The 22,608-nt window shown below is 61.5% G+C and carries 27 protein-coding genes; 16 read left to right on the forward strand and 11 right to left on the reverse strand.

Going from position 1 to position 22,608, the window contains the following annotated elements; all coding sequences use genetic code 11:
* Positions 1–230: 230 nt before the first annotated feature.
* The 7 genes from treS to HMPREF0308_RS01510 form a co-directional block, all read right to left on the reverse strand.
* Entirely contained in the window at positions 231–1,760 is a 1,530-nt protein-coding gene (gene treS / locus HMPREF0308_RS01480) for a maltose alpha-D-glucosyltransferase (protein ID WP_005528029.1), read from the reverse strand.
* Positions 1,757–1,942 (reverse strand): hypothetical protein, encoded by a 186-nt coding sequence (locus HMPREF0308_RS01485; protein WP_005528030.1) that lies wholly within the window; start codon positions 1,940–1,942, stop codon positions 1,757–1,759. The genes treS and HMPREF0308_RS01485 overlap by 4 nt, the downstream gene beginning before the upstream one ends.
* Positions 1,942–2,310: a hypothetical protein gene (locus tag HMPREF0308_RS01490; RefSeq protein WP_005528031.1), complete on the reverse strand. Its 369-nt coding sequence runs from the start codon at positions 2,308–2,310 to the stop codon at positions 1,942–1,944. The genes HMPREF0308_RS01485 and HMPREF0308_RS01490 overlap by 1 nt, the downstream gene beginning before the upstream one ends.
* Positions 2,310–3,131, reverse strand: a complete 822-nt coding sequence (locus tag HMPREF0308_RS01495; protein ID WP_005528032.1) for a carbohydrate ABC transporter permease — start codon at positions 3,129–3,131, stop codon at positions 2,310–2,312. Before HMPREF0308_RS01495 ends, HMPREF0308_RS01490 begins: the two co-directional genes overlap by 1 nt.
* The gene (locus HMPREF0308_RS01500) at positions 3,131–4,087 is read right to left on the reverse strand and encodes a carbohydrate ABC transporter permease (protein WP_034656551.1); all 957 of its coding nucleotides are present in this window, start codon (positions 4,085–4,087) and stop codon (positions 3,131–3,133) included. The genes HMPREF0308_RS01495 and HMPREF0308_RS01500 overlap by 1 nt, the downstream gene beginning before the upstream one ends.
* A 188-nt stretch (positions 4,088–4,275) precedes the next feature.
* A complete protein-coding gene (locus HMPREF0308_RS01505) occupies positions 4,276–5,565 on the reverse strand; it encodes an ABC transporter substrate-binding protein (protein ID WP_034656552.1) in 1,290 nt (429 codons plus the stop codon).
* Positions 5,566–5,726: 161 nt separating this feature from the next.
* Entirely contained in the window at positions 5,727–6,719 is a 993-nt protein-coding gene (locus HMPREF0308_RS01510; RefSeq protein WP_005528037.1) for an ABC transporter ATP-binding protein, read from the reverse strand.
* Between the two features lie 47 nt (positions 6,720–6,766).
* Between HMPREF0308_RS01510 and HMPREF0308_RS01515 the strand changes: the two genes are divergently transcribed.
* The 4 genes from HMPREF0308_RS01515 to HMPREF0308_RS01530 all read left to right on the forward strand — a co-directional run bounded on the left by HMPREF0308_RS01515 (position 6,767) and on the right by HMPREF0308_RS01530 (position 9,048).
* A complete protein-coding gene (locus HMPREF0308_RS01515; protein ID WP_141276766.1) occupies positions 6,767–7,084 on the forward strand; it encodes a hypothetical protein in 318 nt (105 codons plus the stop codon).
* 78 nt (positions 7,085–7,162) lie between these two features.
* Positions 7,163–7,369, forward strand: a complete 207-nt coding sequence (locus tag HMPREF0308_RS01520) for a hypothetical protein (RefSeq protein ID WP_005528040.1) — start codon at positions 7,163–7,165, stop codon at positions 7,367–7,369.
* 75 nt (positions 7,370–7,444) lie between these two features.
* The gene (locus HMPREF0308_RS01525) at positions 7,445–8,305 is read left to right on the forward strand and encodes a biotin--[acetyl-CoA-carboxylase] ligase (RefSeq protein ID WP_005528041.1); all 861 of its coding nucleotides are present in this window, start codon (positions 7,445–7,447) and stop codon (positions 8,303–8,305) included.
* Positions 8,306–8,607: 302 nt separating this feature from the next.
* Positions 8,608–9,048: a hypothetical protein gene (locus tag HMPREF0308_RS01530; RefSeq protein WP_005528042.1), complete on the forward strand. Its 441-nt coding sequence runs from the start codon at positions 8,608–8,610 to the stop codon at positions 9,046–9,048.
* Here HMPREF0308_RS01530 and budA read toward each other — a convergent pair.
* Positions 9,045–9,764 carry an acetolactate decarboxylase gene (gene budA / locus HMPREF0308_RS01535; protein WP_005528043.1) on the reverse strand — a complete coding sequence of 240 codons (720 nt, stop codon included), beginning with the start codon at positions 9,762–9,764 and terminating at the stop codon, positions 9,045–9,047. The two genes, HMPREF0308_RS01530 and budA, sit on opposite strands and share 4 nt — an antisense overlap.
* Here budA and HMPREF0308_RS01540 point away from each other — a divergent pair.
* Both HMPREF0308_RS01540 and purE read left to right on the forward strand, forming a co-directional pair.
* A complete protein-coding gene (locus HMPREF0308_RS01540) occupies positions 9,750–10,967 on the forward strand; it encodes a 5-(carboxyamino)imidazole ribonucleotide synthase (protein ID WP_005528044.1) in 1,218 nt (405 codons plus the stop codon). The two genes, budA and HMPREF0308_RS01540, sit on opposite strands and share 15 nt — an antisense overlap.
* A gap of 9 nt (positions 10,968–10,976) precedes the next feature.
* Positions 10,977–11,477 (forward strand): 5-(carboxyamino)imidazole ribonucleotide mutase, encoded by a 501-nt coding sequence (purE, locus tag HMPREF0308_RS01545; protein WP_005528045.1) that lies wholly within the window; start codon positions 10,977–10,979, stop codon positions 11,475–11,477.
* A gap of 75 nt (positions 11,478–11,552) precedes the next feature.
* On the opposite strand, the gene HMPREF0308_RS01550 is transcribed toward purE, so the two are convergent.
* Positions 11,553–12,536 (reverse strand): LacI family DNA-binding transcriptional regulator, encoded by a 984-nt coding sequence (locus tag HMPREF0308_RS01550; protein WP_005528046.1) that lies wholly within the window; start codon positions 12,534–12,536, stop codon positions 11,553–11,555.
* A 30-nt stretch (positions 12,537–12,566) separates the two neighbouring features.
* Here HMPREF0308_RS01550 and HMPREF0308_RS01555 point away from each other — a divergent pair, with 30 nt between their 5' ends.
* The 8 genes from HMPREF0308_RS01555 (at position 12,567) to HMPREF0308_RS01590 (ending at position 19,564) form a co-directional block, all read left to right on the forward strand.
* Positions 12,567–13,037 (forward strand): YdcF family protein, encoded by a 471-nt coding sequence (locus HMPREF0308_RS01555; protein WP_034656553.1) that lies wholly within the window; start codon positions 12,567–12,569, stop codon positions 13,035–13,037.
* A 168-nt stretch (positions 13,038–13,205) separates the two neighbouring features.
* Positions 13,206–14,027 carry an aldose 1-epimerase family protein gene (locus HMPREF0308_RS01560; RefSeq protein ID WP_005528048.1) on the forward strand — a complete coding sequence of 274 codons (822 nt, stop codon included), beginning with the start codon at positions 13,206–13,208 and terminating at the stop codon, positions 14,025–14,027.
* 18 nt (positions 14,028–14,045) lie between these two features.
* The gene (locus HMPREF0308_RS01565; RefSeq protein ID WP_005528049.1) at positions 14,046–15,701 is read left to right on the forward strand and encodes a sodium:solute symporter family protein; all 1,656 of its coding nucleotides are present in this window, start codon (positions 14,046–14,048) and stop codon (positions 15,699–15,701) included.
* A 13-nt stretch (positions 15,702–15,714) separates the two neighbouring features.
* Complete coding sequence (locus HMPREF0308_RS01570; RefSeq protein ID WP_005528050.1) at positions 15,715–15,996, forward strand: hypothetical protein; 282 nt, start codon at positions 15,715–15,717, stop codon at positions 15,994–15,996.
* Positions 15,996–17,087, forward strand: a complete 1,092-nt coding sequence (gene galT, locus HMPREF0308_RS01575) for a galactose-1-phosphate uridylyltransferase (protein ID WP_005528051.1) — start codon at positions 15,996–15,998, stop codon at positions 17,085–17,087. Before HMPREF0308_RS01570 ends, galT begins: the two co-directional genes overlap by 1 nt.
* A complete protein-coding gene (gene galK / locus HMPREF0308_RS01580) occupies positions 17,080–18,318 on the forward strand; it encodes a galactokinase (protein WP_005528052.1) in 1,239 nt (412 codons plus the stop codon). The genes galT and galK overlap by 8 nt, the downstream gene beginning before the upstream one ends.
* A 104-nt stretch (positions 18,319–18,422) precedes the next feature.
* Complete coding sequence (locus HMPREF0308_RS01585; RefSeq protein WP_005528054.1) at positions 18,423–18,815, forward strand: hypothetical protein; 393 nt, start codon at positions 18,423–18,425, stop codon at positions 18,813–18,815.
* A 347-nt stretch (positions 18,816–19,162) separates the two neighbouring features.
* Positions 19,163–19,564, forward strand: a complete 402-nt coding sequence (locus HMPREF0308_RS01590) for a hypothetical protein (protein WP_005528056.1) — start codon at positions 19,163–19,165, stop codon at positions 19,562–19,564.
* Between the two features lie 9 nt (positions 19,565–19,573).
* Here the strand turns inward: HMPREF0308_RS01590 and HMPREF0308_RS01595 are convergent, their stop codons facing one another.
* The gene (locus tag HMPREF0308_RS01595) at positions 19,574–20,614 is read right to left on the reverse strand and encodes a ribonuclease HI (RefSeq protein ID WP_005528057.1); all 1,041 of its coding nucleotides are present in this window, start codon (positions 20,612–20,614) and stop codon (positions 19,574–19,576) included.
* Between the two features lie 209 nt (positions 20,615–20,823).
* On the opposite strand from HMPREF0308_RS01595, the gene HMPREF0308_RS01600 reads away from it, so the two are divergent.
* Together HMPREF0308_RS01600 and HMPREF0308_RS01605 are read left to right on the forward strand one after the other, a co-directional pair.
* Positions 20,824–21,333, forward strand: coding sequence for an RNA polymerase sigma factor (locus HMPREF0308_RS01600; RefSeq protein WP_005528058.1), 510 nt, complete (start codon positions 20,824–20,826; stop codon positions 21,331–21,333).
* On the forward strand, positions 21,326–22,387 hold the full coding sequence (locus HMPREF0308_RS01605; RefSeq protein ID WP_005528059.1) for a hypothetical protein: 1,062 nt from the start codon (positions 21,326–21,328) through the stop codon (positions 22,385–22,387). The genes HMPREF0308_RS01600 and HMPREF0308_RS01605 overlap by 8 nt, the downstream gene beginning before the upstream one ends.
* Positions 22,388–22,390: 3 nt before the next feature.
* On the opposite strand, the gene HMPREF0308_RS01610 is transcribed toward HMPREF0308_RS01605, so the two are convergent.
* Positions 22,391–22,608 (reverse strand): TetR-type transcription factor C-terminal domain-containing protein (locus HMPREF0308_RS01610; protein WP_005528060.1); only part of this gene is annotated, 218 nt, incomplete at its 5' end.

Below are 22,608 nucleotides of genomic sequence, written 5' to 3' on the forward strand. Positions count from 1 at the left end.
CCACAAATCGAGCTACCAAGGGTCTAGCGTAGACCCCTTGCAATCCTCTTCCTAATCTTGGGGTTTAGTCGTGAACTGGGGTTTTGTGTTTTATGTGCGCTAACTAATTCATTAACCCAATTACCTTTAGTGAAGATTTCCGCGGTATACGCCTCGCGTTAACCTGCCGTTAACCAAAGGGGTGGAGTGAGGACTCCACCCCAACTGACCTTTCCTAATTAGGACTCTGGTTAAGCCTCAATAGGCAACCACGCGTAGCCGTATGGGCCTAACTCGACCGGACCCAGATCCACGGATTCCTCAGTGAAGTTGTGCAGGCACAACAAGCTGCCACGCTGGAACGCAAGAATGCCGGCCTCGCCGGTCTCGACAGCCTCGAAGGGCGCGGTGGCCAACTCCGGGAAAGCCTTGCGCTGTGCAATGAGTTCGCGAACGGTGTTGAGCAAGGAGGTTGGGTCATCCTTTTGCTCCGCCACGTTAACCTTCGTGCCGCCCACGATGGGGCGCCGCGGGTGCGGGGCAGTGGTGAACCCGGCGCCGTCGCCAGGTTCCCATTGCATAGGGGTGCGCACTGCGTCGCGGTCTGGCAGGGCAGGCGAATCGCCCATGCCAATCTCATCCCCGTAGTAGAGGAAAGGCGAGCCCGGCATGGTCAGCAACAGGGAGTAAAACAGCTCAATCTTGCTGCGGTCATTTCCCAGCAACGGAGCCAAGCGCCTAGCGATGCCCACGTGCGCGCGCATCTCGTCATCCGGCAGGTAATGGTGGTACATCAACTCGCGACGCGACTCGTTCACCATTTCCAGCGTGAGCTCGTCATGGTTGCGCAGGAAGGTGCCCCACTGGCAGCCCTCGGGCAGCTCCGGTATCTCCTCCATGATGTTGTAAATGGGGGTGGCGTCGCCAAGCGCAAGCGCCTCGTACAAACGCGGCATCAGCGGGAAGTTGAACACCATGTGCACGCGGTTGCCCTTGCCGAAGAACTCCATGGTCTCTGCCGGAGGCTGGTTGGCCTCGGCGATCATGACAGCCTCGGGATAGTTCTCATCAACGAAAGTGCGCAACTTCTCAATGAACTCGAGGGTCTCGGGCAGCGACTCGCCGCCCGCTCCGTCGCGCTCGTAGAGGTATGGGATTGCGTCCAAGCGGAAGCCGTCCAGGCCCTTGTCCATCCAGAAGCGCACGATGTTGAAGACTTCCTCGTGCACCGCGGGGTTGTCGTAGTTGAGATCCGGCTGGTGCGAGTAGAAGCGGTGGAAGTAGTACTGCTGGCGCACCTCATCCCAGGCCCACGTAGAATCTTCCACGTCGGTGAAGATGATGCGGATTTCAGGATAGCGGTCTGGATCGTCGCCCCACACGTAGTAGTCGCCGTATGGGCCTTCGGGATCGCGGCGGGAGGCCTGGAACCACTCGTGCTCGGAGGAGGTGTGGTTGAGCGCGAGGTCAGTCATGAGCCGCATGCCGCGGCTGTGAACCTCAGAGATGAGCTGCTCGAAGTCCTCCATGGTGCCGTAATCGGGATGGATGGAGTAGTAGTCCGCGATGTCGTAGCCGTCATCTTTGAGCGGGGAGGCATAGAAAGGCGAAAGCCAGAGACAATCGACGCCGAGCCACTTTAGATAGTCAAGCTTTTCGATGACGCCTTGGAGCGTGCCCACGCCCTTGCCACCGGCTGCCGCGGGATTCCCGGTGGCGCCGGAGTCTTTGAAAGAGCCAACGAGGGCTTGGTAGAAGATGGCGTTCTGGTACCAACTCATCTGAGGTCCTTTCTTTTGGCGCGCCACAGGAGGTATTCAATACCGCAGAGCACAGCGGCGAGAATCCCCGGCCAGATGGCGGGCTCGGGTTGGAAGAGATTGAGAATTGCTTGCGCGATGGCGAGAAAGGCGAAAAAGCCGACGAATCCTAGGGCAGTGTCCCACAAAAGTGCGTGGCGCATTAGCTGATTTTGAGGTTAAAAGCGGTTCCGTCCGAGAGCTTCACGCTGGTCACGCCCTTCTTGAGAGCGGCAAACCCGGCGTTGAACTCCGTGGCACCGTCGGTACGTGCTGGGGTAAATTCGGCGACCTCAGGATTGCTGACTTCTGCGGTGAGCCCGTTGGATTCGGTGATGACGAGGTTTTCGCCGAGCTTTAGATCGATGGTCTGCCCCGAAAGCTCCGCGGGTCTCAAGATGACGGGGGCGGGTGCGCCGACGGCTTCGCTTCGTTCCACTGCGGTGCTTTTCTCCTCTTGAGATGGTGTGCACGCCGCGCCGGCCAATGCCATGCTTGCAGCCGCTGCGATAACTCCCAGGTGCTTCAGCATTAGGCCTTGACACCTCCGGCGGTCAGGCCGGCCACGATGCGGTGTTGGAAGATGAGAACCATGATGATGAGCGGAATGGTCACGAGTGCACCCGCTGCCATGGTGGCGGCGTACGGGTACTCGAAGGCCGAGGGGCCGGAGAAGCGTGCGATGGCCACGGTTACTGGTTCAGTGGAGTCGTTGGAGAGCTGACGAGCCAACATGAACTCATTCCACGTGGTGATGAATGCGATGATGGCGGTGGTAAACAGCGCCGGGGCAGCGAGCGGCAACAGTACGAGACGGAAGGCCTGGCCGCGCGAGGCGCCGTCGACGCGAGCGGCTTCCTCCAGTTCCCATGGAAGCTGACGGAAGAAGCTCAGTAGCGTGTAGACCGTCAACGGCAGTGCAAAGGAGATGTTCGGGATGATCATGGCGCGGTAGGTGCCGATCCAGTCCAGGTTGCCGAACATCTGGAACAGCGGGGTGACCAATGCGATGGCAGGGAACATCGAAGCCGCCAGGATGATGCCGGTGACGATTCCCTTGCCAGGGAAGTTGTAGCGGGCCAGCGCGTAGGCGGTGAAGACACCCACTGCTACGGCGATGGCGGTGGTGGCCAACGAGATGGCCAGCGAGTTGCCGAGTGCCGCCAAGAAGTTGTTGCCCTTGTCAGTGGCCAGTGCGTCCTGGAAGTTTTCCATGGTGACGTGGGTCGGCCACGGGGTGGTGTCGAAGGTGTGGTCCTTGTGCCGCAGTGCCGTTACGACCATCCAGTAGAAGGGAGCCAAGCCCCAGAACATGATGAAGATGATGCCGGCGTAGTGTCCGAACTTTTTCATTACTGGACCGCCTTCCTATTCGAGCGCCGCTCATTGCCGGAGACATCAGCTCCCAGGAAGCGAACCAGGATGAAGGCAACGAGGAAGATGAGCAAGAAGATGAGAGTCGATAGTGCCGAGGCAGAATTGAAGTTGCCTTGGCGCATATCCTCAACCACCAGCTGGGAGATGGTGGCAGTGGGCGCGTTGGACGACGCCGAGATCATGATGACCGGAAGGTCGTACATGCGCAGTGCGTCGAGGGTACGGAACAAGATAGCCACCATGAGGGCGGGGCGCACCAGTGGCAACGTGATCTTGAAGAAGGTCTGGATGCGGCTCGCGCCGTCGACACGCGCGGCGTCATACACGTCCCGCGGAATCATTTGCAGGCCAGCCAAGATGAGCAGGGCCATGAATGGGGCGGTCTTCCACACGTCCGCGATGATGACGGCAAGACGGGCGTAGAAAGGGTCCGTGGTCCAAGAAATGTGGGTTCCCAGTAGGGAGTTCACGATGCCATCTGGGGCGAACATGAACTGCCACAACTTAGCCGTTACAGCCGTAGGAATAGCCCACGGCACCAGCACTGCTGCGCGGACAAGGCCGCGGCCCTTGTACTCACCATTCATGATGATGGCCATGAACATACCGAGGATGGTCTCCAACAACACGGTGACCACGGTGAAGAACAGCGTAATCTTTAGCGCCGGCCAGAAGTCCGTGGCGATAACGCCAGGAGGGCACTGCGAGATCTGCCCGGTGCCAGAAACACAACGGTTATTGATCCAGTACAGGTAGTTCTCAAGGCCGGCGAAGCCGCCTTCCTCGAAAATGCCCGTTTTGGGGTTCAAGTGGCGATTTCCCTGGAAAGAAAGCCAGACAGCACGCAGGATGGGGTAGCCGATAACAACGGCTAGCACAATCAGTGCCGGTGCGATAAGGCCCGCGGCATTGAGGTTCTGCTTGCGCTTCATGGCTGTGGGAGTTGTTACTGCCACGCTGGGACGCCTTTCTGCAGTAAGTGATCAGGTTGGCTAAGAGTTTAACGGGTGTGCCGGACATCAAAGACAATGCGGGGCGTGTGTGAGCACACAAGCTCACTCACGCCCCGCATTCTCAGCTCTCTATCTAAAAGAGAACCTAGTTAAAAGGGACTGGTCTTTTAGCCCTGGGAAGCAGCCTCGATAGCAGCCTTCATGTCCTTGGTTGCGTCATCCACGGACTTGCCAGCGGTCAGCGCTGCGTAAGCGTTGTCCTGAACAGCCTTGGAGATTGCGGTGTAGAACGGGGAGACCGGACGCGGTGCGGCGTTTTCCAGGGACTCCTTGAGAGCCGGCAGGTACGGGAACTGCTCGATGAGGGCAGCATCGTCGTAGACGGAAGCCAGAACCGGCGGGAAGGAAGCCTCAGCGAAGGACTTCTGGTTCTCCTCGTTGATGATGAACTTCATGAAGTCCAGCGCGGTGGCCTTCTTCTCGGAGTTGATGTTGATGCCGTTGTTGTAGCCACCCAGGGTGGAAACGCCAACGCCGTCCTTGCCTACCAGCGGCTGGACCTCGAACTTCACACCTTCATCCTCAGCGTTGGTGTACATGTACGGCCAGTTGATGGCGAAAGCGGTCTTGCCCTCGGTGAAGGCCAGGTTGGTCTCCTCCTCGGTAGCGGCGGTGGAATCCTTGGAGATGACGCCGTCCTTGTAAGCGTCGACAAGCGCCTGCAGACCAGCCTTGGACTCAGCCGAGTCTACGGAAGGAGTGCCGTCGTCAGCCAGAACGGAGCCGCCCCAGCCCTCCATGAAGCCTGCGGTATTTACGGTCAGGCCTTCGTACTGCTTGAGCTGTGTGGTCAGGCAGGAGGTGTCCTCCTTGAGCGCCTCGCAAGCAGTCTTGATGTCGTCGAACTTCTCTGGTGCTTTGTCAGCCAAGTCGGTGTTGCGGAAGAGGAGCTGGCCGTTGGTGTTCTGAGGCAGAGCGTAGAGGGTGTCGTTGTAGGTAGCGGACTCAACGGTGGACTCGAGTAGATCGGAGGTGTCAACCTCCAGATCGCCGGTCAGCGGAGCGAGCCACTGGTTTGCGGCGAACTCTGCGGTCCAGACGACGTCGAGTGCCATGACGTCGTAGTCAGAGTTGCCAGCCTGCAGGGACTGTACGAGGGTGTCGCGCTGAGCGTCTGCCTCGCCGGCGAGCTCCTTGAGGGTGACCTTCTCGTCAGGGTGCTCCTTGTTCCACTTCTCGATGACCGGCTGGATCTTGTCGGTGTCGTTCTTACCCATCGCGAAGGTGATGGGGCCGCGGCCGTCAGCGCCGTCGGCGGAACCGCTGGATGCGGAATCGGAGGAACCCTCGTCAGAGGAGGATGAGCAGCCTGCCAATACCAGCGCGAGAGCAGCGGTGGTGACAACGGCGCCTTTGCGGGCGGTGTGGAGGCTGGAACGAAGTACGGACTTCTTCATGGGCATTTCACCTTTCGGAAAACTTCTGGTGACTTTAAAATAAGTTAAAACGAGCACATCGCGCGGGGGTTTGACTTATTTCCCGGTCTGAGACCGTTATTTTTTCCGAAAGTCCCAGTAGAAAGACGCGGTCGGGGGTGAGATCCACCCCCAACGTCTTATTAGGAGTTAATGCGTTCGCCCGTTTCGGGGTCGAAGTGATGCGCTTTAGTCGGGTCGAAAGATAGATGTATGCTGTCGCCGCGCCGTGGAGTGTGTGCTTTATCTGCGCGGGCGACGAAACGCTGGTTGCCAACGGTGACGTAGACATAAGACTCAGCGCCGAGTTCCTCGACGATGTCAACGATGCCAGAGATATCAGCCGGGGCTTCTGTGATGAGCATGTCCTCTGGGCGAACGCCGATGCGGCCTTCGTTGTAGTTGAAGATGTTCATGGCAGGCGAGCCGATGAAGCCAGCGACGAATTCGTTGACGGGGGCGTCGTAGAGCTCGCGTGGGGGAGCGACCTGCTGCAGGACGCCGTCCTTGAGTACAGCCACTCGGTCGCCCATGGTCATGGCCTCGACTTGGTCGTGCGTGACGTAGACGGTGGTGGTGCCCAGGCGCTGCTGCAGGCTGGCGAGCTCCGAGCGGGTCTGGACGCGTAGCTTCGCGTCCAAGTTGGACAGCGGCTCATCCATCAGGAAGACCTTGGGATTACGCACGATGGCGCGGCTCATGGCTACGCGCTGACGCTGACCGCCGGAGAGGTCCTTCGGCTTGCGGTCGAGGTACTCGGTCAGGCCGAGGGTGGCTGCGGCCTCGTCGACTTTTTTCTTAATCTCATCCTTAGGCAGCTTGGCGAGCTTGAGGGCAAAGCCCATGTTCTCAGCTACGGAAAGGTGCGGGTAGAGGGCATAATTTTGAAAGACCATGGCGATATCGCGCTCGCCCGGTTCGAGGCCGGTGACGTCTTTATCGTCGATGAGAATGCGGCCGCTGGAGGTCGGCTCAAGACCTGCCAAGGAGCGCAGGGTGGTGGACTTTCCGCAGCCGGATGGGCCGACGAGCACCAGAAACTCACCATCTGCGATTTCCAGGTCAAGGTCCTTGACCGTGGGCTGGGCGGCGTTGGGGTAGGTGATGTTGACCTTCTCAAAAGTGACCTTTGCCATGCGCCTACACTAGCACCCCCGTTAAATCGCCTATGCTGGTCGGCGCTATGAAAAAGCTTGCTCCACTCCTAGCTCTGCTCGTAGCCGGCTGTTCCGGTGCCGATACCGTAGATAACGCGGCTTCGTTTACCACTAACAATGCCGTTGGAGCTGCGGATGAACAGGCTCCGAACGCGGAAACGTCAGGCGCCGCGTCTGTTTCGGAAAGACCGGAAACTACATCAAATTCAGCACCACGCGACACCACTTTCAGCAAGATCTTCGGTGAGCAAGCTGAAGCTGCCGGGGTCCGCGACTATTTAGAAAACCACGGCAAGTTCGACACTGCATTAATGAAAGACAGTCTGAATGCTGCGGGCCTTTAGCTTTCCGATGCTGAGGTTACCGAGTACGGGCAATGGGTATGCGAGTGGGTAGACCCGAGAATTCGCTACACGGTGGCTATGGAAGGAAACGGCGACTCACTGCAGGGCGATCTGCGTGGGACGCATGACCTCCTCATTAAGGACACCGTCGAATGGTTGCCGGGGCAGCGCGGCATAACTGTATCCCCTGAGCAAGTGGAAAAGGCCCTGCCGCAGGCGGTGTTGACCACCTGTCTTGATGAAAAGGGCAAGCCGGAAATCCTGGATAAGCCTGGCTGGTTCTAGTGTGGGGCGGGGTGGTTATGCGCATTAGCTAGTGTCAGCTGGGGCTACTTTTAGGTGGCGGGTAATCTCGGTGGCATGACAGCTCCACTTGATATTGAACGCATTCGTACCGCGCTAGCTGATGACTTCGCTGTAATTGATTACGTAGAGCAGACCGGTTCAACCAACACGGACCTCATGCAGGCGGAAAACGTCGCTGATGGCACCGTGCTGTTGGCCAACGAGCAGGTCTCCGGCAAAGGCCGCTTGGGCCGTACTTGGGTTAGCCCGGCGGGCTCACAGCTGATTCTTTCGGTGCTCATCCTTCCCGAGGCCCTTGAGTACCTCGGCACTTTGCCGCTCGCTTCTGGTTTGGCGGTCACCGATACGGTTGAGGGCTCCGTGCTTAAGTGGCCAAATGACGTCCACATCGACGGCAACAAGCTTTGCGGCATTCTCGCCGAAGCTGGCCCAGTGGGCGCTGCCTTCAAGTCCGCGCCGAAGACTGAGTTTAATAAGGCTGAGGTGAACAAGGCGGAGTTCAACAAGGCGGAGGTGAACAAGGCTGAGGTCGCCCCGAAGACCGAAGCAGGAGCTACGCTGTCCGCACGCGTTGTCGTGGGCATGGGTCTGAACGTCACCTTGACCCGCGAGCAGCTGCCCATCGAGAAGGCCACGTCCCTGGCCCTCGAAGGCCGCGACACCGACCGCACCGAGCTGGCAATTGCTTTACTGAAGAACTTGCGCCGCCGCATCACCCAGTGGGAGAACCAGGATCCACAGCTAATGGCGGACTACCGCAAGGTCTGCTCTACCATCGGCCAGGAAGTTCGTCTCGAGGCGCCGACTGGCGACGTCGTCGGTGTCGTCGAAGGCATCGCCGACGACGGACGCATCAACGTCGGCGGCGAGTACTACTCCGCCGGCGACGTTACGCACCTGCGCCCGGTTCAGTAGCGACTCGTTGCCGCGCCGCGTGGAGAGGCGGGGCGTTGTAAAGCACAATTTGCCAAATAGGGCCCGCCACAGAGCGTGGCAGGCATTCCTATTTGGCAAATTGTGTCTATTTAGGGGCGCTGTCCGCCCATCGGGCCGCCGCCCATTCCCTGGGAGACCTCACCGTCATCTTTGAGCTGCACACCAGTGGATTCGTCCATGCCGCCGGCCGGAGGCTACGGCATCTGGCCATCTGCAGGCCTCGGAGGTGTTTACGGTGATGGTGCCGACGCCGCCGCCTCCTGCGGGTATCATGCACCCCTATGGGATTGATGAAGATGGGCCGCGGCGAAGTTGTCCGCGTAGATATGACCGCGCCGTACCGTGCGCTCCTTTTCCCATTTCTCGAGCTCATCCTCATCACCGGCCTGGCCTGGATGGCCATCGGCTGGGCGGATTCTTATGGCCTCGACGTCAATCTTCGCAACGGCATCGTGGGCCTGTGGGCGGTACTTTCCCTCTGGCGCTTTGGCTTGCCGCTGTACCGCACGCGGCGCCGGCGCTTCATCGTGACCAACCTGCGCGTCATCGCGCGCGAGGGCAGCCACGTGGACTCGATCCCACTGCGGGATATCCGCGGCGCTAGACGCCGCCGCGGAGGCATCTCCCTCGCTATCCACGGCTACGAGCGCCCGATGTACTTCCCTTCCATCCCCAAGGCCAAGCGCGTGGAGGAGATCCTCAACGAGCAGGAGCTCTTCTAATTCTTAACCTCTGTGGTGTGCAGCTGGTGGTCCAGATCCTCAGGAGCCAGGTTGGCTTGGCCAAACTCTTGGGTCAGCGGCAGGCGCAGCTCGAGGTCGGTGCCGGGGCATAGCTCGATGGTGGCGTCGTCCACAACGTAGTCCAGGACGTGCCCGCCGGAGGTGCGATCGGCGTCGATAAAGTGCACGTGGCAGCCCGGCACCGAGATTCCCTTTTCAAAGACCGGAGTGCGGAAGCCGCCGATGATGCCCTCGACATCGGTGAAGTGCAGCTCCTTATCGCCGCCCACGGCCTCGGCCATTGGGGGATAGGGCTTGGACTGCTTGACCACGGTGCGGGTGGTCACCGAGCGGAAGCGGCCCGAGATTCGCACGGCATACATGTAATTCGCGGAGGGCTGAATCTCATCCACGAAAGCAGAAAGCTCGGAGCGCAGCATGCCCTGCGGCGCCTCGACCTTGATGCGCGGCACAAAGTTCGTAGCCACCGCAAAGGGCGTTCCCTGGTCCAGGTCCGCGATGGTGGCAGTTCCGTCGCCGCGCAGCTGGTAACACACGCCGTCGAGGATGATCATCTCGCCATCGAGGGCGTCGAACGTGCCGATGCCGAAGTTACCCTTGCCGAGTAGCTCGCCGATGGCCATCTCACCGTCATAGATGCCGTCGAGGAGCGCCGTCATGAGGGAGTTTTGGAAGATAGTATGCCGGACGATCATAGCCTTAAGGCTAGTATTGGACAGGTGAGTCAACAAGCAAAGCCCATCGTTACCGTTTTTGGCGACGGCCAGCTCGCACGCATGTTGCAGCCGGCAGCCGCTGAGCTGGACATCCATTTGCGCATCCTCGCCTCCTCCGGCGAGCAGTCCGCAGCGCAGGTCATCCCGGACGTTGTCCTGGGGGATTACCACGACTACGACACTCTCGTCGGCGCGTCCCAGGACGCGGACGGCCTGACTTTCGAGCACGAGCACGTGCCTACCGAGCATGTGCAGGCGCTTATCGACGCCGGATACAATGTCCAGCCCCAGCCTTCTGCACTGTTGTACGCGCAGGACAAGTTGCTCATGCGCCAGAAGCTCGCGGAGCTGGGTGCACCAGTCCCGCGTTTTGCCGCGATTGAAACCGTGGCAGATGCGCTGGACTTCTTCGGACTCGTCGACGGCCGTGTGTGCTTGAAGGCCCGCCGCGGTGGCTACGACGGCCACGGCGTGTGGTTCCCTGAAGCGCATGAGCTGGAGTCATTGGTTGCCAAGCTGCTTGATGCGGGCACACCCCTCATGGCAGAGGAGAAGGTCACGCTGACCCGCGAGCTTTCCGTGCTCGTTGCCCGCCGCCCTTCCGGCGAAGTTAAGGCTTGGCCGATCACCGAGTCCGTGCAGCGCGACGGCATCTGCGCCGAGGCTTTCGCCCCCGCGCCGGGGCTGAGCCCTGAGCTGGCAGAGCGTGCCGCTAAGGTCGGCGAACTCGTGGCCACGCAGCTCGGCGTCACGGGCGTCTTGGCGGTTGAGCTCTTCGCCTTTAATGCTGATGCCGGCGAAGACATCGCCGTCAACGAGCTGGCCATGCGCCCGCACAACACCGGTCACTGGACCCAGGATGGTTCGGTGACCTCGCAGTTTGAGCAGCACCTGCGCGCGGTCTTGGACCTGCCGCTGGGCGCTACCGATCCGCTGGCGCCTATCACCGTCATGGCCAACGTGCTGGGCGGCTCTGCCGACCCAGAAATGCCGATGCGGCAGCGCGTGCGCGAAGTGATGGAGCGCTACCCGCAGGCCAAGATTCACCTGTACGGCAAGGACTATCGCGCCGGCCGTAAGATTGGCCACGTCAACGTCGTGGGCACGGATGTGGCTAAAACCCGCCGCATCGCTGCCGATGCCGCACACTTCCTCGTCCACGCTGAGTGGGCCGAAGCTTAAGGAGATTTTATGGAACCGCAGGTTGGCCTGATTATGGGCTCCGATTCCGACTGGCCCACCGTCAAACCCGCAGCCGAGGTGCTCGCGGAGTTCGGCGTGCCTTTCGAGGTGGGCGTGGTCAGCGCACACCGCACCCCGGAGAAGATGCTGGCTTATGCCAAGTCCGCGCACGAGCGTGGCCTGCAGGCCATCATCGCCTGTGCGGGCGGCGCGGCGCACCTGCCGGGCATGGTCGCGGCGGCTACTCCGCTGCCGGTTATCGGCATCCCGCGTGCGCTTAAGGAGCTCGACGGTATGGACTCGCTGCTGTCCATCGTGCAGATGCCGGGCGGCGTGCCGGTTGCGACCGTGTCCATCGGCGGCGCAAAGAACGCCGGCCTGCTGGCCGTGCGCATCCTCGGTGCTGGCGATCCTGCCCTGATGCAGAAGATGGCAGAGTACCAAGAGAACATGGCCGCCGAGGTCGAACAGAAGGACGCGAACCTGCGCGCGAAGCTTCTCGGCGAGTAGGGGCCGCGATTGCCTCCTGCAGTAAATGCACGTTTGACCGTAGAGCCAGCTCTCGGTCAAACGTGCGGCAGTCGGCTAGCTCTTGGTCAAACGCGCGGCAGTCGAGACGCGGGGAATGTAGGTTGTCGGGACCTTGACGCCCGTGGGGGTGGCGTTGTGCGCGATGGCCGCGGTCAGTTGTTGTACCGCTAGGCGGCCAAGCGCCGCCATATCTTGGTCCACCACAGAAATGGGGACCGGCTGCAGGCGGAAGAAGTTGAGGTCGTCGAATCCGACCAATGCGATATCCGTACCAATACGCTTGCCCGCGTTGTAGCAGGCCTCCAGTGCACCGGCGGTCATCATGGAATCGCCCGCGACGATAGCCGTGACGTCCTTTTCAAAGAGCTCCAGCGCTCCGACGTAACCGTCCTTGCGGCGATAGCCACCCTGCGCATAGAAGGTACTGAACTCGCTGGTCGCGCCGCGAAAAACCTTGAGTCGCTGCCGGCCCGTGGACGTTTGTTGAGGCCCCGGGATGTAGCCGATGCGCTCGTGGCCCTTCTGCCGCAGCTGGGTCAGCGCGGCGAACATGCCGGGCCGTGGATCGGAGGCCACGGCAGGGAAGGGGGCTAGCTCGCGGTCAATGAGCAGAAGCGGGCGGGACTTCGCGGCCTCGTTGAGAGCGGCCTCTGCACCTTCGACGGGGACGGTGATGATGCCGTCGACTTGGCGCCAGGTCAGGGCATCGAGAGCCTTGGCCAGGCGTTCCGGGGATTCCGAACACGTGGTCATGATTGCGGCGATTCCCTCGCGTTCGGCCTCGGCCTCGATGGCGGCGGCGATGAGCGCGAAGTATGGGTCGGCAAGGTTGGGGATGACCACACCGATGGCGTCGGAGCGGGAGCCGCGCAGCGCGCGGGCCTGGGCATTTGGGCGGTAGCCGAGCTTTTCCGCGGCGTCTTTGACCTTTTTCGTGGTGGCCTGCGAAATGGCCGGATGGTTGGCCAATGCGCGCGAGACCGTGGAGATGGACACTCCTGTGGCCGCGGCGAGGTCCTTCAGAGTCGGTGTGGCCACGGTGTCCCTCCTGGATTAAGCTCGTGCTTTATGTCCGGACCTATCTTAGTCCCCCTGTTGGTATTGGGAGCTCGCGTCCAAGGCGGTGTGCCAGGTCCTATGCTCGAGCGTCGCCTTGAGCGCGCATTTCAGTTGTGGCGCGGGCAGGACATCATCGTGTCCGGACGCGGAGAAGCCGAGGTGATGGAGGCTTATCTCATTGGCAGGGGAGTGCCAGCCGAGAACATTATCGTCGAGCCCAACGCCACGAGTACCAACGAAAATTTGGAGAACTCCCACGCGCTGTACCGCGCGCCCTACTTTGATGTGGTCACCAGTGACTTTCATGCCTTGCGGACCAAGCTGTGGTCGTGGCACCTGGGAATTCCCGTGCGCGTGCACTCTGCCTTTACGCCGTGGGAGCTGAAGCCGGAGAACTATCTGCGCGAAGTCTTGGCCACCCCGCATTCGGCCGCGCGCATCATTTGGCGGAGGATTTGCGCTGCTGTGTATGACCAGTAGCACCTAAAAGTAGATTTCAGGGATATCATTATGCAAGTTTATGCAAACGATTGACTGGCCCTTGAGCTGCGACTTAACCTAAAACCCGTAGTGAGTTACACACGGAAGAAAGGGCAATAGGTTATGACCAGAACGGCGAGACCGAGCAGCTCTGCACCTGTGTACCGAATGGCACACGGTGCATACATGGCGGAAATCGCCAGCCTAGGCGGCGGCATTAAGGCGCTGACCTACAACGGCGAACCCCTTGTGGAAACCTACGAAGGCCTGCCTCCGATGTGCGCCGGCGTGGTTCTTGCACCATGGCCAAACCGCACAGAAGACGGCTGCTTCACTTGGCGCGGGACTAAGCACTTAGTCCCCGTCAACGAGCCCGAGCGCAACAACGCCAACCACGGCTTCGTCCTCGACGCAGCCTGGGATCTGGTTTACTACGCCACCGACCGCGTGCAACTCACCACCCGCATCGAGGAACCGTGGCCATGGCCTACCCAACTCATAGCCACCTACACCCTCGACGCAGCCGGCTTATCCGCCCACTTCGAGGCCAGCGCCGAAGGGCCCGCCCCGTTCGCGTTCGGCCTGCACACCTATCTCTCGGCACGCGGCGCGGCTGCCGACGCCTCCGAACTGACCCTCCCCGTCACCGAGCACCACTTGCTGGACGCCCGGAACTTGCCGACGGGTGAGGTAGAAGAGGTCGTCGTCAAGCGCCAGCGCATTGCCGAAGTGGAATGGGATGACTGCTTCCACGGGCATGGACCACTGACCGCAGAGTATGTCTCGGCGGGCAAGGGCGTGCGCCTAGAGATGGGGCAGGGGCTGGATTGGGTCCAGATGTACACTCCGGCAGATTACCCAGGGCGCGGGCGTGCCCTGGCGGTGGAGCCCATGAGCGCTCCGCCAAACGCACTGCGTAGCGGCACAGACGTGGCCGTTCTCAACGCACATCAACCGATTGCCTACGAGCTTCGCTTGAGCGCAATCTAATAAAAGAAAGCTCTTGAAATGGAACCTTCAGTATTGAGACTCGACGCAACCTGGGTGGATTATCTGCTCGTTGCTTTGTACTTCCTCTTTGTCTTGGGAATTGGCTGGGCTGCAAAAGCCCGCGTTTCCTCCTCCATTGACTTCTTCCTCTCGGGCCGCGGTTTGCCGGCTTGGGTGACTGGCCTGGCGTTCGTCTCTGCGAACCTCGGTGCGGTGGAAATCATCGGTATGTCTGCAAATGGCGTGGAATACGGTTTCCAGACCATGCACTACTTCTGGATCGGCGCCATCCCGGCCATGGTCTTCCTAGGCATCGTGATGATGCCGTTCTACTACGGCTCCAAGGTCCGTTCCGTGCCGGAGTTCATGCGCAGGCGCTTCGGCAACGCGGCACACCTGGTCAACGCGATTTCCTTCGCCGTGGCACAGCTGCTCATCGCCGGTGTGAACCTGTACCTGCTGGCCACCATCGTTGAAGCCCTGCTGGGCTGGCCGATGTGGGTCGCGCTCCTTGTCGCTGGCCTCATCGTTTTGTCCTACATCACCCTGGGCGGCCTGTCCGCAGCCATCTACAACGAGGTTCTACAGTTCTTCGTCATCGTTGCTGCTCTGGCACCATTGACCATCATCGGCCTCAACCGCGTCGGCGGCTGGCAGGGCCTGAAGGATTCCGTTATTGCGGAATCCCACTTCCACACCTGGCCGGGCACAGACATTTCCGGCTTTGAGAACCCAGTCTGGTCCGTCATCGGTATCGTACTGGGCTTGGGCTTCGTCCTCTCCTTCGGATACTGGACCACCAACTTTGTCGAGGTACAGCGCGCCATGGCTTCGGAATCCATCTCCGCAGCCCGCAAGACCCCAATCATCGGCGCTTTCCCGAAGATGTTCGTGCCCTTCCTCGTGGTTATCCCAGGCATGGTTGCCTCCGTTTCCGTCGCTGACTTGATGGAAGAGCGCGCCGAGCCAAACGACGCCATCCTGCTGCTCATGCGCGACCTCCTTCCGAATGGCCTCCTCGGCGTGGCCATCGCTGGCCTGCTGGCCTCCTTCATGGCCGGCATGGCCGCAAACATCTCCGCGTTCAACACGGTTATCTCTTATGACATCTGGCAGACCTACGTGGTCAAGGACCGCGAGGATGACTACTACCTGAAGTTCGGCCGCATCGCGACCGTCGTCGCCACCGGCGTGGCCGTCTTTACCGCCCTTTTGGCCCAGAACTTCGGCAACGTCATGGATTACCTGCAGACGCTGTTCGGCTTCTTCAATGCCCCGCTGTTCGCAACCTTCATCCTCGGTATGTTCTGGAAGCGCATGACTCCGCACGCCGGTTGGTCCGGCCTGGTTGCAGGTACCGCATCTGCAATTACCTTCTGGTACATCGCAACCTTTACCGACGCAACGGCTTCCATCTTCAACCTTCCTGGCCAGGGCACAGCATTCGTGGCCGCTGGCGTGGCCTTTACGGTGGATATCATCGTCTCCGTCATCGTCACCATGTTTACGCAGCCCAAGCCAGACGAAGAGCTCGTCGGCTTCGTATCCTCGGTTACCCCGAAGGACCACTTCGAGGACTACACCGAGAAGAACCTGCCGTGGTATAAGCAGACCGTCCCGCTGGGCGTCATCTGCCTGGTTATTGCCGTCGGCCTGAACGTCATCTTCGCCTAAAGGAGCATCAATCATGACAACCAAGACTTCACCTCAGCACGCGGGTGCCTTTGACCTGCGCAACGTGATCGGTGCGCTCCTGGGCATCTACGGCATCGTGCTCGTAGTCTGCTCCTTCGCCCTCGACCCAGGCGTCAACCCAGACACGGGCCTGCCGAAGGAATCCTCCGACAACCTCTGGGCCGGCGTCGCCATGCTGGTCGTCGCAGTAGCCTTCATGCTGTGGGCCAAGCTGCGTCCCATCATCGTTGACCCTTCCAAGATCGACGAGTCGAAGCTGGCGGAGGCCAAGTAATGCTAGAGATCACCAAAGCCGCGCTTGCCGACGGCCGCGAAATCATCTACTTCGACGACACCCCACACACCGACCGCGTCTTGGAAGACAGCCGCGAACTCCCGCAGGTCACACCGGCCTCGGAGATGCGCCGCGACCCGCTGACCGGGGACTGGGTAGCCTTTGCCGCCCACCGCATGAACCGCACATTCATGCCCCCGGCCAACGAGAACCCGCTCGCGCCGACCCTGCCGGGCCAACTGCCCACGGAGATCCCGTCCCCGTCCTATGACGTGGTGGTCTTTGAAAACCGCTTCCCTTCCTTTGCGATGGGGATGGAGGACTACGAGGACGACGTCGACGGCATGGGCCTGGTCCCGCGCCTGCCGGCGAAGGCCCGCTGCGAGGTCGTGTGCTTTACTTCTGACCCGGAGCTGAGCTTCAAGGATCTGCCCGTGAGCCGCATTCGCACCGTCATCGAGGCGTGGGCGCACCGCACCTCGGCGCTGTCTGCGCTGCCTGAGGTGGCGCAGGTCTTCCCGTTTGAGAATCGCGGCGCTGAAATCGGCGTGACGCTGCAGCACCCGCACGGCCAGATCTACTCCTATCCGTTCCTCTCGCCGCGCATGAAGTCCATCGTGGCTTCCTCGCAGGCTTACGAGGGCGATCTCTTCCAAGACATCCTGGACAAGGAGCGCGCAGCGGGCACCCGCATCATCGCGGAGACCGAGCACTTCACGGCGTTTGTCCCCGCGGCCGCTAAGTGGCCGCTCGAGGCGATGGTCATGCCCAACGAGTACGCGGCGGATTTCACCGAGCTTTCCGACGCCCAGCGCGACGACCTCGCCGCCCTGCTCAAGAAGCTGTATACCGCTGTGGACCGTTTCTTCGACGGCGTGGAGAAGACCCCGTACATCGCTGGTTGGAACCTCGCGCCGACCGACCCTACGCTGCGCGGGGACGTGCGCATGCACCTGCAGCTGTTTTCGCTGATGCGCTCGCCGAACCGCATGAAGTTCCTCGCCGGTTCGGAGTCCGCGCAGGCAGTGTGGATCAACGACACCACCCCGGAGCGCATCGCCGCCCGGTTCCAGGAGGTGTGGGATGCTTAACTGGATTTCCACTCGTTCCGACGCCACGCTTGCCGACGCCGCGACCGCACTCTTCCGCTCCAACTTCTCCGCGGAGCCTGCCGGGGTTTGGGCCGCGCCGGGCCGCGTGAACCTCATCGGCGAGCACGTCGACTACGCAGGTGGCGCCTCGATTCCTTTCGCGCTGGAGCAGAACACGGCCGTGGCCGTGGCCCCGCGCGAGGACGGCCAACTGCGGATTGCCTCCGAGTTCGGCGGCAAGGTCTACCGCGTGGACGTTTTTCTGGAGGAGGTTGGCCCGGGTTGGGCCGCGGGCACCCCGGACGCCTGGGCAGGCTACGTCGCCGGCGCCGTGTGGGCGGGCCTCGAGGACGGCGTCATCGCCTCCTGCGAGGGCCTCGACATCGCGATTGTCTCCGACGTTCCGGTAGGCTCCGGCCTCTCCAGCTCCGCGGCGTTGGAATGCTCGGTGGCGGTGGCGGCCTACGAGCTTTCGACGGGGCACGCGCCTGACGACGCCGCCCGCACCCGCCTGGTTCTCGCCTGCATGCGCGCCGAGAACGAGGTCGTCGGTGCCTCGACAGGTGGCTTGGACCAGAATGCGAGCCTCTTCGGGCAGAAGGGCAAGGCGCTCGTCTTGGACTTCTCCACGGGTGAGGTGCGCCGCGTGCCGTTTAACATCGCGGAGCGCGACATGGTGCTGCTGATTGCGGACACCAACGCTCCTCACACTTTGAACGACGGCCAGTATGCCTCCCGCCGTGGCGTCATCGACGCGGTCCAGTCTGCATTGGCGGGCTCTGGGGCCCGCGGCGGAACTATCCGCGATATTCCCGATGCCGTTGCGGCCGCCACCCGGTGGGCAAGGGAAGCGGGGGAGAATGAGGGCGTCGTTAAGCGCCGCGTCGCCCACGTCGTGGAGGAGACCGCCCGCACTTTGGAAGCTGCCTCCGACTTGGAGGCCGGCAACCTTGACCGTTTCCGGGAGCTCATGCGCGATAGCCACATCTCGCTGCGCGACCAGTACGAGGTCACCACGCCGGAGCTGGACTGCGCGTTCGCGGCGGCCGGTGAAGTGGGCGCCCGTATGACTGGGGGCGGTTTCGGTGGCGCGGTGATTGCGCTGGTCAAGCGTGCCGATGTGGAGTCGACGGCGGAGGCAATTGCTGCTGCCGCGGCTGAGCGCGGCTTCCCGGCGCCGACCTTCCTTGTGGCCAGCCCTGGCGACGGCGCGCGCCGAATCGCCGGATAAGCCCGCCCAACTGGCGGCTGGAAAAACTTTCTGGTCGCCTGTAATAAACGCGGCGGTAGTGCAACTAACTAGGTGAACATCAACTTCCTAGTTAAGGAGTCATCATGAAAAAGACCCTCGTTGCTGCTACCGCCGCTTGCGCTATTTTGGCTGGTGGTGGCGCTGCAGTTGCTACCGGCTTCAACCCGTTCAGCGAGGATGCGAAGACCACCGCTGGCACCCAGCTGACCAGTACTGTTGACGGTCAGCTCAAGCCGGGCCAGGAGCTGCTTATTGCGGCAAACTGCCCGGGTACTCGCGCGAACCTGACCACGTCGTGGGGTGCGACGGCGGTGATGTCGCCGGCAGCTGACCTCGGCCAACTGGTGGGCTACGTAACCGCGCCGGACAACATCGGCCCCGGTCCTGCCGACGGCTACCACACCTACACCGTGACCTGCGATTCTGGTGAGACCGATACTTTCACCTTCGCGTCCGGCGGAAACGGCGGCCACTAGCGCCCTGTGCGGCCTGGCCTCCGCTCTGGCCTCCGTGGCTTAGTCTCCGCGGCCCCGCGCGGACTGGCCGCCGCTCTGGCCCTTTTCGCCTGCGGTTCCGCCTGGGTTTCCGCACGTCCCAGACTGGTCCCATTGGTTGGCTCCCATTGGTTGGGTTTCTTTAGGGGGTAATGAAACCCAATGGGCCGTATTGGTCGCCAACGCTACTCGTAAAGGGACCATTAGAGGGAAACCCGTAGAGGGGGACCAACACGAAAGCGTCGAAAACAGCCCCACAAACGCAGGTCCAAAACCCATTGCCCGGCTACATGAACTCGCGTGAAACAGTCGGCGCTATCCTATGTGCTATGACCAATCCTTTTGCCAATAACCCCTTCGAGGAACCCCTCGCAGACGCACCTGGCAATCCGTTTGCGGACGCGGCAAAACCGCAACCAGCGCAGTCTTTCCAACCAGCGCCAGTAGACGAGCCAAGCGAAGTCGTACCAGCTCAAACCAAAACTAACGAGCCAGAGCCAGCAGAGGCGGACGGCAAGGTTTACCCTTTTTCTTGGTGGAAAGCTGGCCTGTCAGCGTTTTTCCTTTTAGTCGGATTTAATGACTTTAGCGCGGACCCAGGAACCAGTCTTTTCTTTATCATCCCGTCGGCGTGGTACCTGTTAATGTCCGCCATCTATCGCAATGAGCTGCACAAACGCCGTTGGCTGTTGGTGTGGGCGGTGGCGTTTGCCTGCCGGATCATCTTTTAGCGGCTAAGCCTAAAGCTTGGCCAGCGCCTTGGTAATGCCCTCCTGCAGCGTGGCCCGCGACTGCTTCATCGGATGCGCAATCGCACGCAGCCCCATGTACGCAATCTGGTCCGCCGCGCGGTTGAGCGGATCGCCCGCATGGCCAAGCACGCGGCGGATTTCCACCTCGCATTCGCCCTCGACGTCGTTCCAGGCCTGCTGGAAACGCGACCGCGCACCTGACGTCACGCCGCGCCACGTTCGCCGCGAGCGCACCGCCTTCGACTGCTTATTGCGCAACTGCTCCACCGCTTCGAGCGCCGCGACCGAGTCGCTTTCAATAATCGCCTTCTTTGCACCCACCTTGAGCAGGTACTTCAGCGCCAAGGTCAGCGACTCCAGCTCGAGCTCGTCAGTACCCGCCTTAGTCTCGCGGGTGCGCAGCCGGTAGTCGCCATTGCCCGCCACGAAGCACATGGAGCCCTTGAACACGGTGTCGGAGGAGGCGTCGGTAGCAATGCGCACCGTGGCGCCCTCCGGCCATGATGACGCCTGCGAGAAGTTCGGCCACCAATGTGCCTTCGGGGTCTCTACCTGCGTGGCCTCTTTCTTCCGTGGCGCCTCGCCCAACTTCTTGGCCTTACGTGCGGTCAGGCCCGCTTCCTTGCGGCGCACAGAGCTCGCGCTTTTCGACGCCCTATTTTCCTCCGCAAAGCTGCCCGTCACCGTATAGCCGCGCCGTTCTAGCGCCGACCGCAGCGTATTTTGCCGGCGCCCCGTGACAATCCAGATTCGGCCCTTCAGGTTCTTCGTGGCCTTCTCGAACTCGCGGATGGCAATCTCCACCACGTCGCCGCTCTTGGTCTGGCCCTTGCGTATGAACCGGGTCTGCCTGGTGTTTACTGCGATGACCCAGCCATCAACAGTGCCGCCCGGCGCGGAGTCCCAGCGCTCGTCCCACAGTGCGATCGCCACATGGACCGGTGCGTTCACCATAGAGTCGGTGATCTTCCGGGTGCCATACGTACGGGACTGCGTGCCGGTGAGTGCGCTGAGTTCGAGCGGTTCCATCGTCTACTAGTAAACCATCTGCGTCCGACACCGAGCACAACGTCACCGGTGCCGTTTTCGCCGCGGTGGCTCGCCGTACCGCAGTCGCTGACACCGCAGAACCGGTACAACCTGCGAAAATTCCGGTTAAGGAAAAAGTCGCGCACTAGTCTGTAATAATTCCGAGCCTGCTGCAACATACTCTATGTGAAGTATGTTCCAGCAGGCTCGTGGAGTTTTATTTGTCCGTCTTAACCTTGCCCGGCGCGCGAAAGCGGGAGTTCTCCCGGCACTTTCGCGCGCATTATCCTGCCGTCTTGGCGTTTTTGCGGCGTCGCGTGCCGCAGGAGCACGCTGAGGAGTTGGCTGCCGCCGTCTTCGAGCGCGCCTGGGCCAACTTCGACACCCTGACAGGGGAGAACCCGCTGCCATGGCTCTATGGCATCGCACGCAACGTGATGCGCGAGTTCTATCGCTCGCGCCGCGAGTTCGAAAACCTCGACGACTTCGACGGTGCTCTTCCCGACGAATCCGCCGCCGTTGACTTGTCCCTCGACATCAACCGCGCCCTGTTGCATCTTCCTTATGCCGAGCGCGAGATCCTCACTCTCTTCGCCTGGGAGGAGCTCACGCAGGCCGAGATCGCCGAGGTCCTCGGCATCACCCCTAACAACGTCCGCGTGCGCCTGCATCGCGCCCGCACCCACCTTTCCGAACTCACCGGAGGCCACGATGACTGATCCGCTTTCCCAATTGCGCGCCGCAAATCCGGTGCCAGACGCTGCGCTTGACGACGCCGCCCTTACCCGCTCCGAGGCGGTCCTCAGCGATATCGTCGATTCTGGGTCACACACGCCGTGGAAGGCCGTGGCCGCGGGCGTCGGTGTCCTAGCTCTGGTCGGCGGGGTCATCCCGTTTGTGAACCACAGCGAGCCGGTCGCAGTGGCGGAGGTGCTCACGCACGCGGGCGAGGCTGCCGCCGCGCAGCCCGACGCCGCGGACAAGGGTGTGACCTCAAAGGAGTACCTCAAGCGCGTGGACACCGATGGTTCGTCTACTGCCACGACCGAGTACTCGGTGGGCGTCGACGGCACCGTGAACATCTCCTCCCAAGGCGAGCTGCCAGGGTTCGACCCGCAGCCAGTCATCCCCGCAGAAGACCTCATGGCGGCCACCGACCGCGCTGGGCTGGAAGCTCTTGCGGATCGTTTCCCCAACCGCGCCCTCGGCGCGCTGCAGCTGCTGCTGCAGCCGGGTTTGAGCAGCGCGCAGCAAAAGATTGTCTACGACATCCTGGCCGCCACCGACGGCAACGACCTGGCTTCGGCCTCGCAGGGCTCCCACGACGGCGTGGGGGAGGACGGCCTCATCAGCGTCATTCGCGACGCTGACCACGTCAGCTTCTCCATCCTTCCGGCAACCGGCCAGCTGGTCCGCGTGGTCGGTCTGGTCGGCCCCAACGTGACCACCACCGTGGAGGCCACGGCCATCCTGGGCTGCGTGTCCGTTACCGGCCTAGAAGGTCCCGACAGCATTTCGCTGGCCTGCGGTGATAACAACTACCTGGTCAAGGACCTCAAGTGGTCCAACTGGGGCGCCGATGAGGCCACGGCTGAGGGTACGGCCGTGGAAAACGACTGCGACCCCTTCTGTGCGGAGGGCAAGTTTAAGCAGACGCCGGTGCGGGTGGTCGTCGACAAGCGTGAAGCGTGTGGCTACAACGCCAAGGTGTACTCGCGCATCCGTGTCATCTACCCGGACCACGAAGAGGTCGAGGAGATTGGCTGCGCGTAGCGGCTAGGTCAGCTGGCGGAGCGCGAACTGCCCGTACATGTCACCGAGCTCCTCGGCGGTGTACGGGCCATCGGGGCTAAACCACGTGGCCACGCCGATGCCCATGTCGATGAGCGCCCAGCAGGCAATCTTGAGGTTCTCGGCTTGGAAGCTGCCCTCGTCGACGACGTTCATCCAACGTGCCACATAGTCGCGGCGCAGCTGCAGGACCACGGACTTGT

This window comes from Corynebacterium striatum ATCC 6940 (genome assembly GCF_000159135.1).
Taxonomy (GTDB): domain Bacteria; phylum Actinomycetota; class Actinomycetes; order Mycobacteriales; family Mycobacteriaceae; genus Corynebacterium; species Corynebacterium striatum.

Excerpts from the sequence above, each read along its gene's own strand:
- HMPREF0308_RS01505 (WP_034656552.1), bottom strand. The coding sequence starts at position 5,565 with ATGAAGAAGTCCGTACTTCGTTCCAGCCTCCACACCGCCCGCAAAGGC.
- HMPREF0308_RS01515 (WP_141276766.1), top strand. The coding sequence starts at position 6,767 with ATGAAAAAGCTTGCTCCACTCCTAGCTCTGCTCGTAGCCGGCTGTTCC.
- HMPREF0308_RS01495 (WP_005528032.1), bottom strand. The coding sequence starts at position 3,131 with ATGAAAAAGTTCGGACACTACGCCGGCATCATCTTCATCATGTTCTGG.
- HMPREF0308_RS01490 (WP_005528031.1), bottom strand. The coding sequence starts at position 2,310 with ATGCTGAAGCACCTGGGAGTTATCGCAGCGGCTGCAAGCATGGCATTG.
- HMPREF0308_RS01530 (WP_005528042.1), top strand. The coding sequence starts at position 8,608 with ATGGGATTGATGAAGATGGGCCGCGGCGAAGTTGTCCGCGTAGATATG.
- HMPREF0308_RS01555 (WP_034656553.1), top strand. The coding sequence starts at position 12,567 with ATGTCCGGACCTATCTTAGTCCCCCTGTTGGTATTGGGAGCTCGCGTC.
- budA (WP_005528043.1), bottom strand. The coding sequence starts at position 9,764 with ATGATCGTCCGGCATACTATCTTCCAAAACTCCCTCATGACGGCGCTC.
- galK (WP_005528052.1), top strand. The coding sequence starts at position 17,080 with ATGCTTAACTGGATTTCCACTCGTTCCGACGCCACGCTTGCCGACGCC.
- HMPREF0308_RS01510 (WP_005528037.1), bottom strand. The coding sequence starts at position 6,719 with ATGGCAAAGGTCACTTTTGAGAAGGTCAACATCACCTACCCCAACGCC.
- HMPREF0308_RS01585 (WP_005528054.1), top strand. The coding sequence starts at position 18,423 with ATGAAAAAGACCCTCGTTGCTGCTACCGCCGCTTGCGCTATTTTGGCT.
- HMPREF0308_RS01595 (WP_005528057.1), bottom strand. The coding sequence starts at position 20,614 with ATGGAACCGCTCGAACTCAGCGCACTCACCGGCACGCAGTCCCGTACG.
- purE (WP_005528045.1), top strand. The coding sequence starts at position 10,977 with ATGGAACCGCAGGTTGGCCTGATTATGGGCTCCGATTCCGACTGGCCC.
- HMPREF0308_RS01500 (WP_034656551.1), bottom strand. The coding sequence starts at position 4,087 with ATGAAGCGCAAGCAGAACCTCAATGCCGCGGGCCTTATCGCACCGGCA.
- galT (WP_005528051.1), top strand. The coding sequence starts at position 15,996 with ATGCTAGAGATCACCAAAGCCGCGCTTGCCGACGGCCGCGAAATCATC.
- HMPREF0308_RS01525 (WP_005528041.1), top strand. The coding sequence starts at position 7,445 with ATGACAGCTCCACTTGATATTGAACGCATTCGTACCGCGCTAGCTGAT.
- HMPREF0308_RS01485 (WP_005528030.1), bottom strand. The coding sequence starts at position 1,942 with ATGCGCCACGCACTTTTGTGGGACACTGCCCTAGGATTCGTCGGCTTT.
- HMPREF0308_RS01590 (WP_005528056.1), top strand. The coding sequence starts at position 19,163 with ATGACCAATCCTTTTGCCAATAACCCCTTCGAGGAACCCCTCGCAGAC.
- HMPREF0308_RS01605 (WP_005528059.1), top strand. The coding sequence starts at position 21,326 with ATGACTGATCCGCTTTCCCAATTGCGCGCCGCAAATCCGGTGCCAGAC.
- HMPREF0308_RS01560 (WP_005528048.1), top strand. The coding sequence starts at position 13,206 with ATGGCACACGGTGCATACATGGCGGAAATCGCCAGCCTAGGCGGCGGC.
- HMPREF0308_RS01570 (WP_005528050.1), top strand. The coding sequence starts at position 15,715 with ATGACAACCAAGACTTCACCTCAGCACGCGGGTGCCTTTGACCTGCGC.
- HMPREF0308_RS01540 (WP_005528044.1), top strand. The coding sequence starts at position 9,750 with ATGCCGGACGATCATAGCCTTAAGGCTAGTATTGGACAGGTGAGTCAA.
- treS (WP_005528029.1), bottom strand. The coding sequence starts at position 1,760 with ATGAGTTGGTACCAGAACGCCATCTTCTACCAAGCCCTCGTTGGCTCT.
- HMPREF0308_RS01520 (WP_005528040.1), top strand. The coding sequence starts at position 7,163 with ATGGAAGGAAACGGCGACTCACTGCAGGGCGATCTGCGTGGGACGCAT.
- HMPREF0308_RS01565 (WP_005528049.1), top strand. The coding sequence starts at position 14,046 with ATGGAACCTTCAGTATTGAGACTCGACGCAACCTGGGTGGATTATCTG.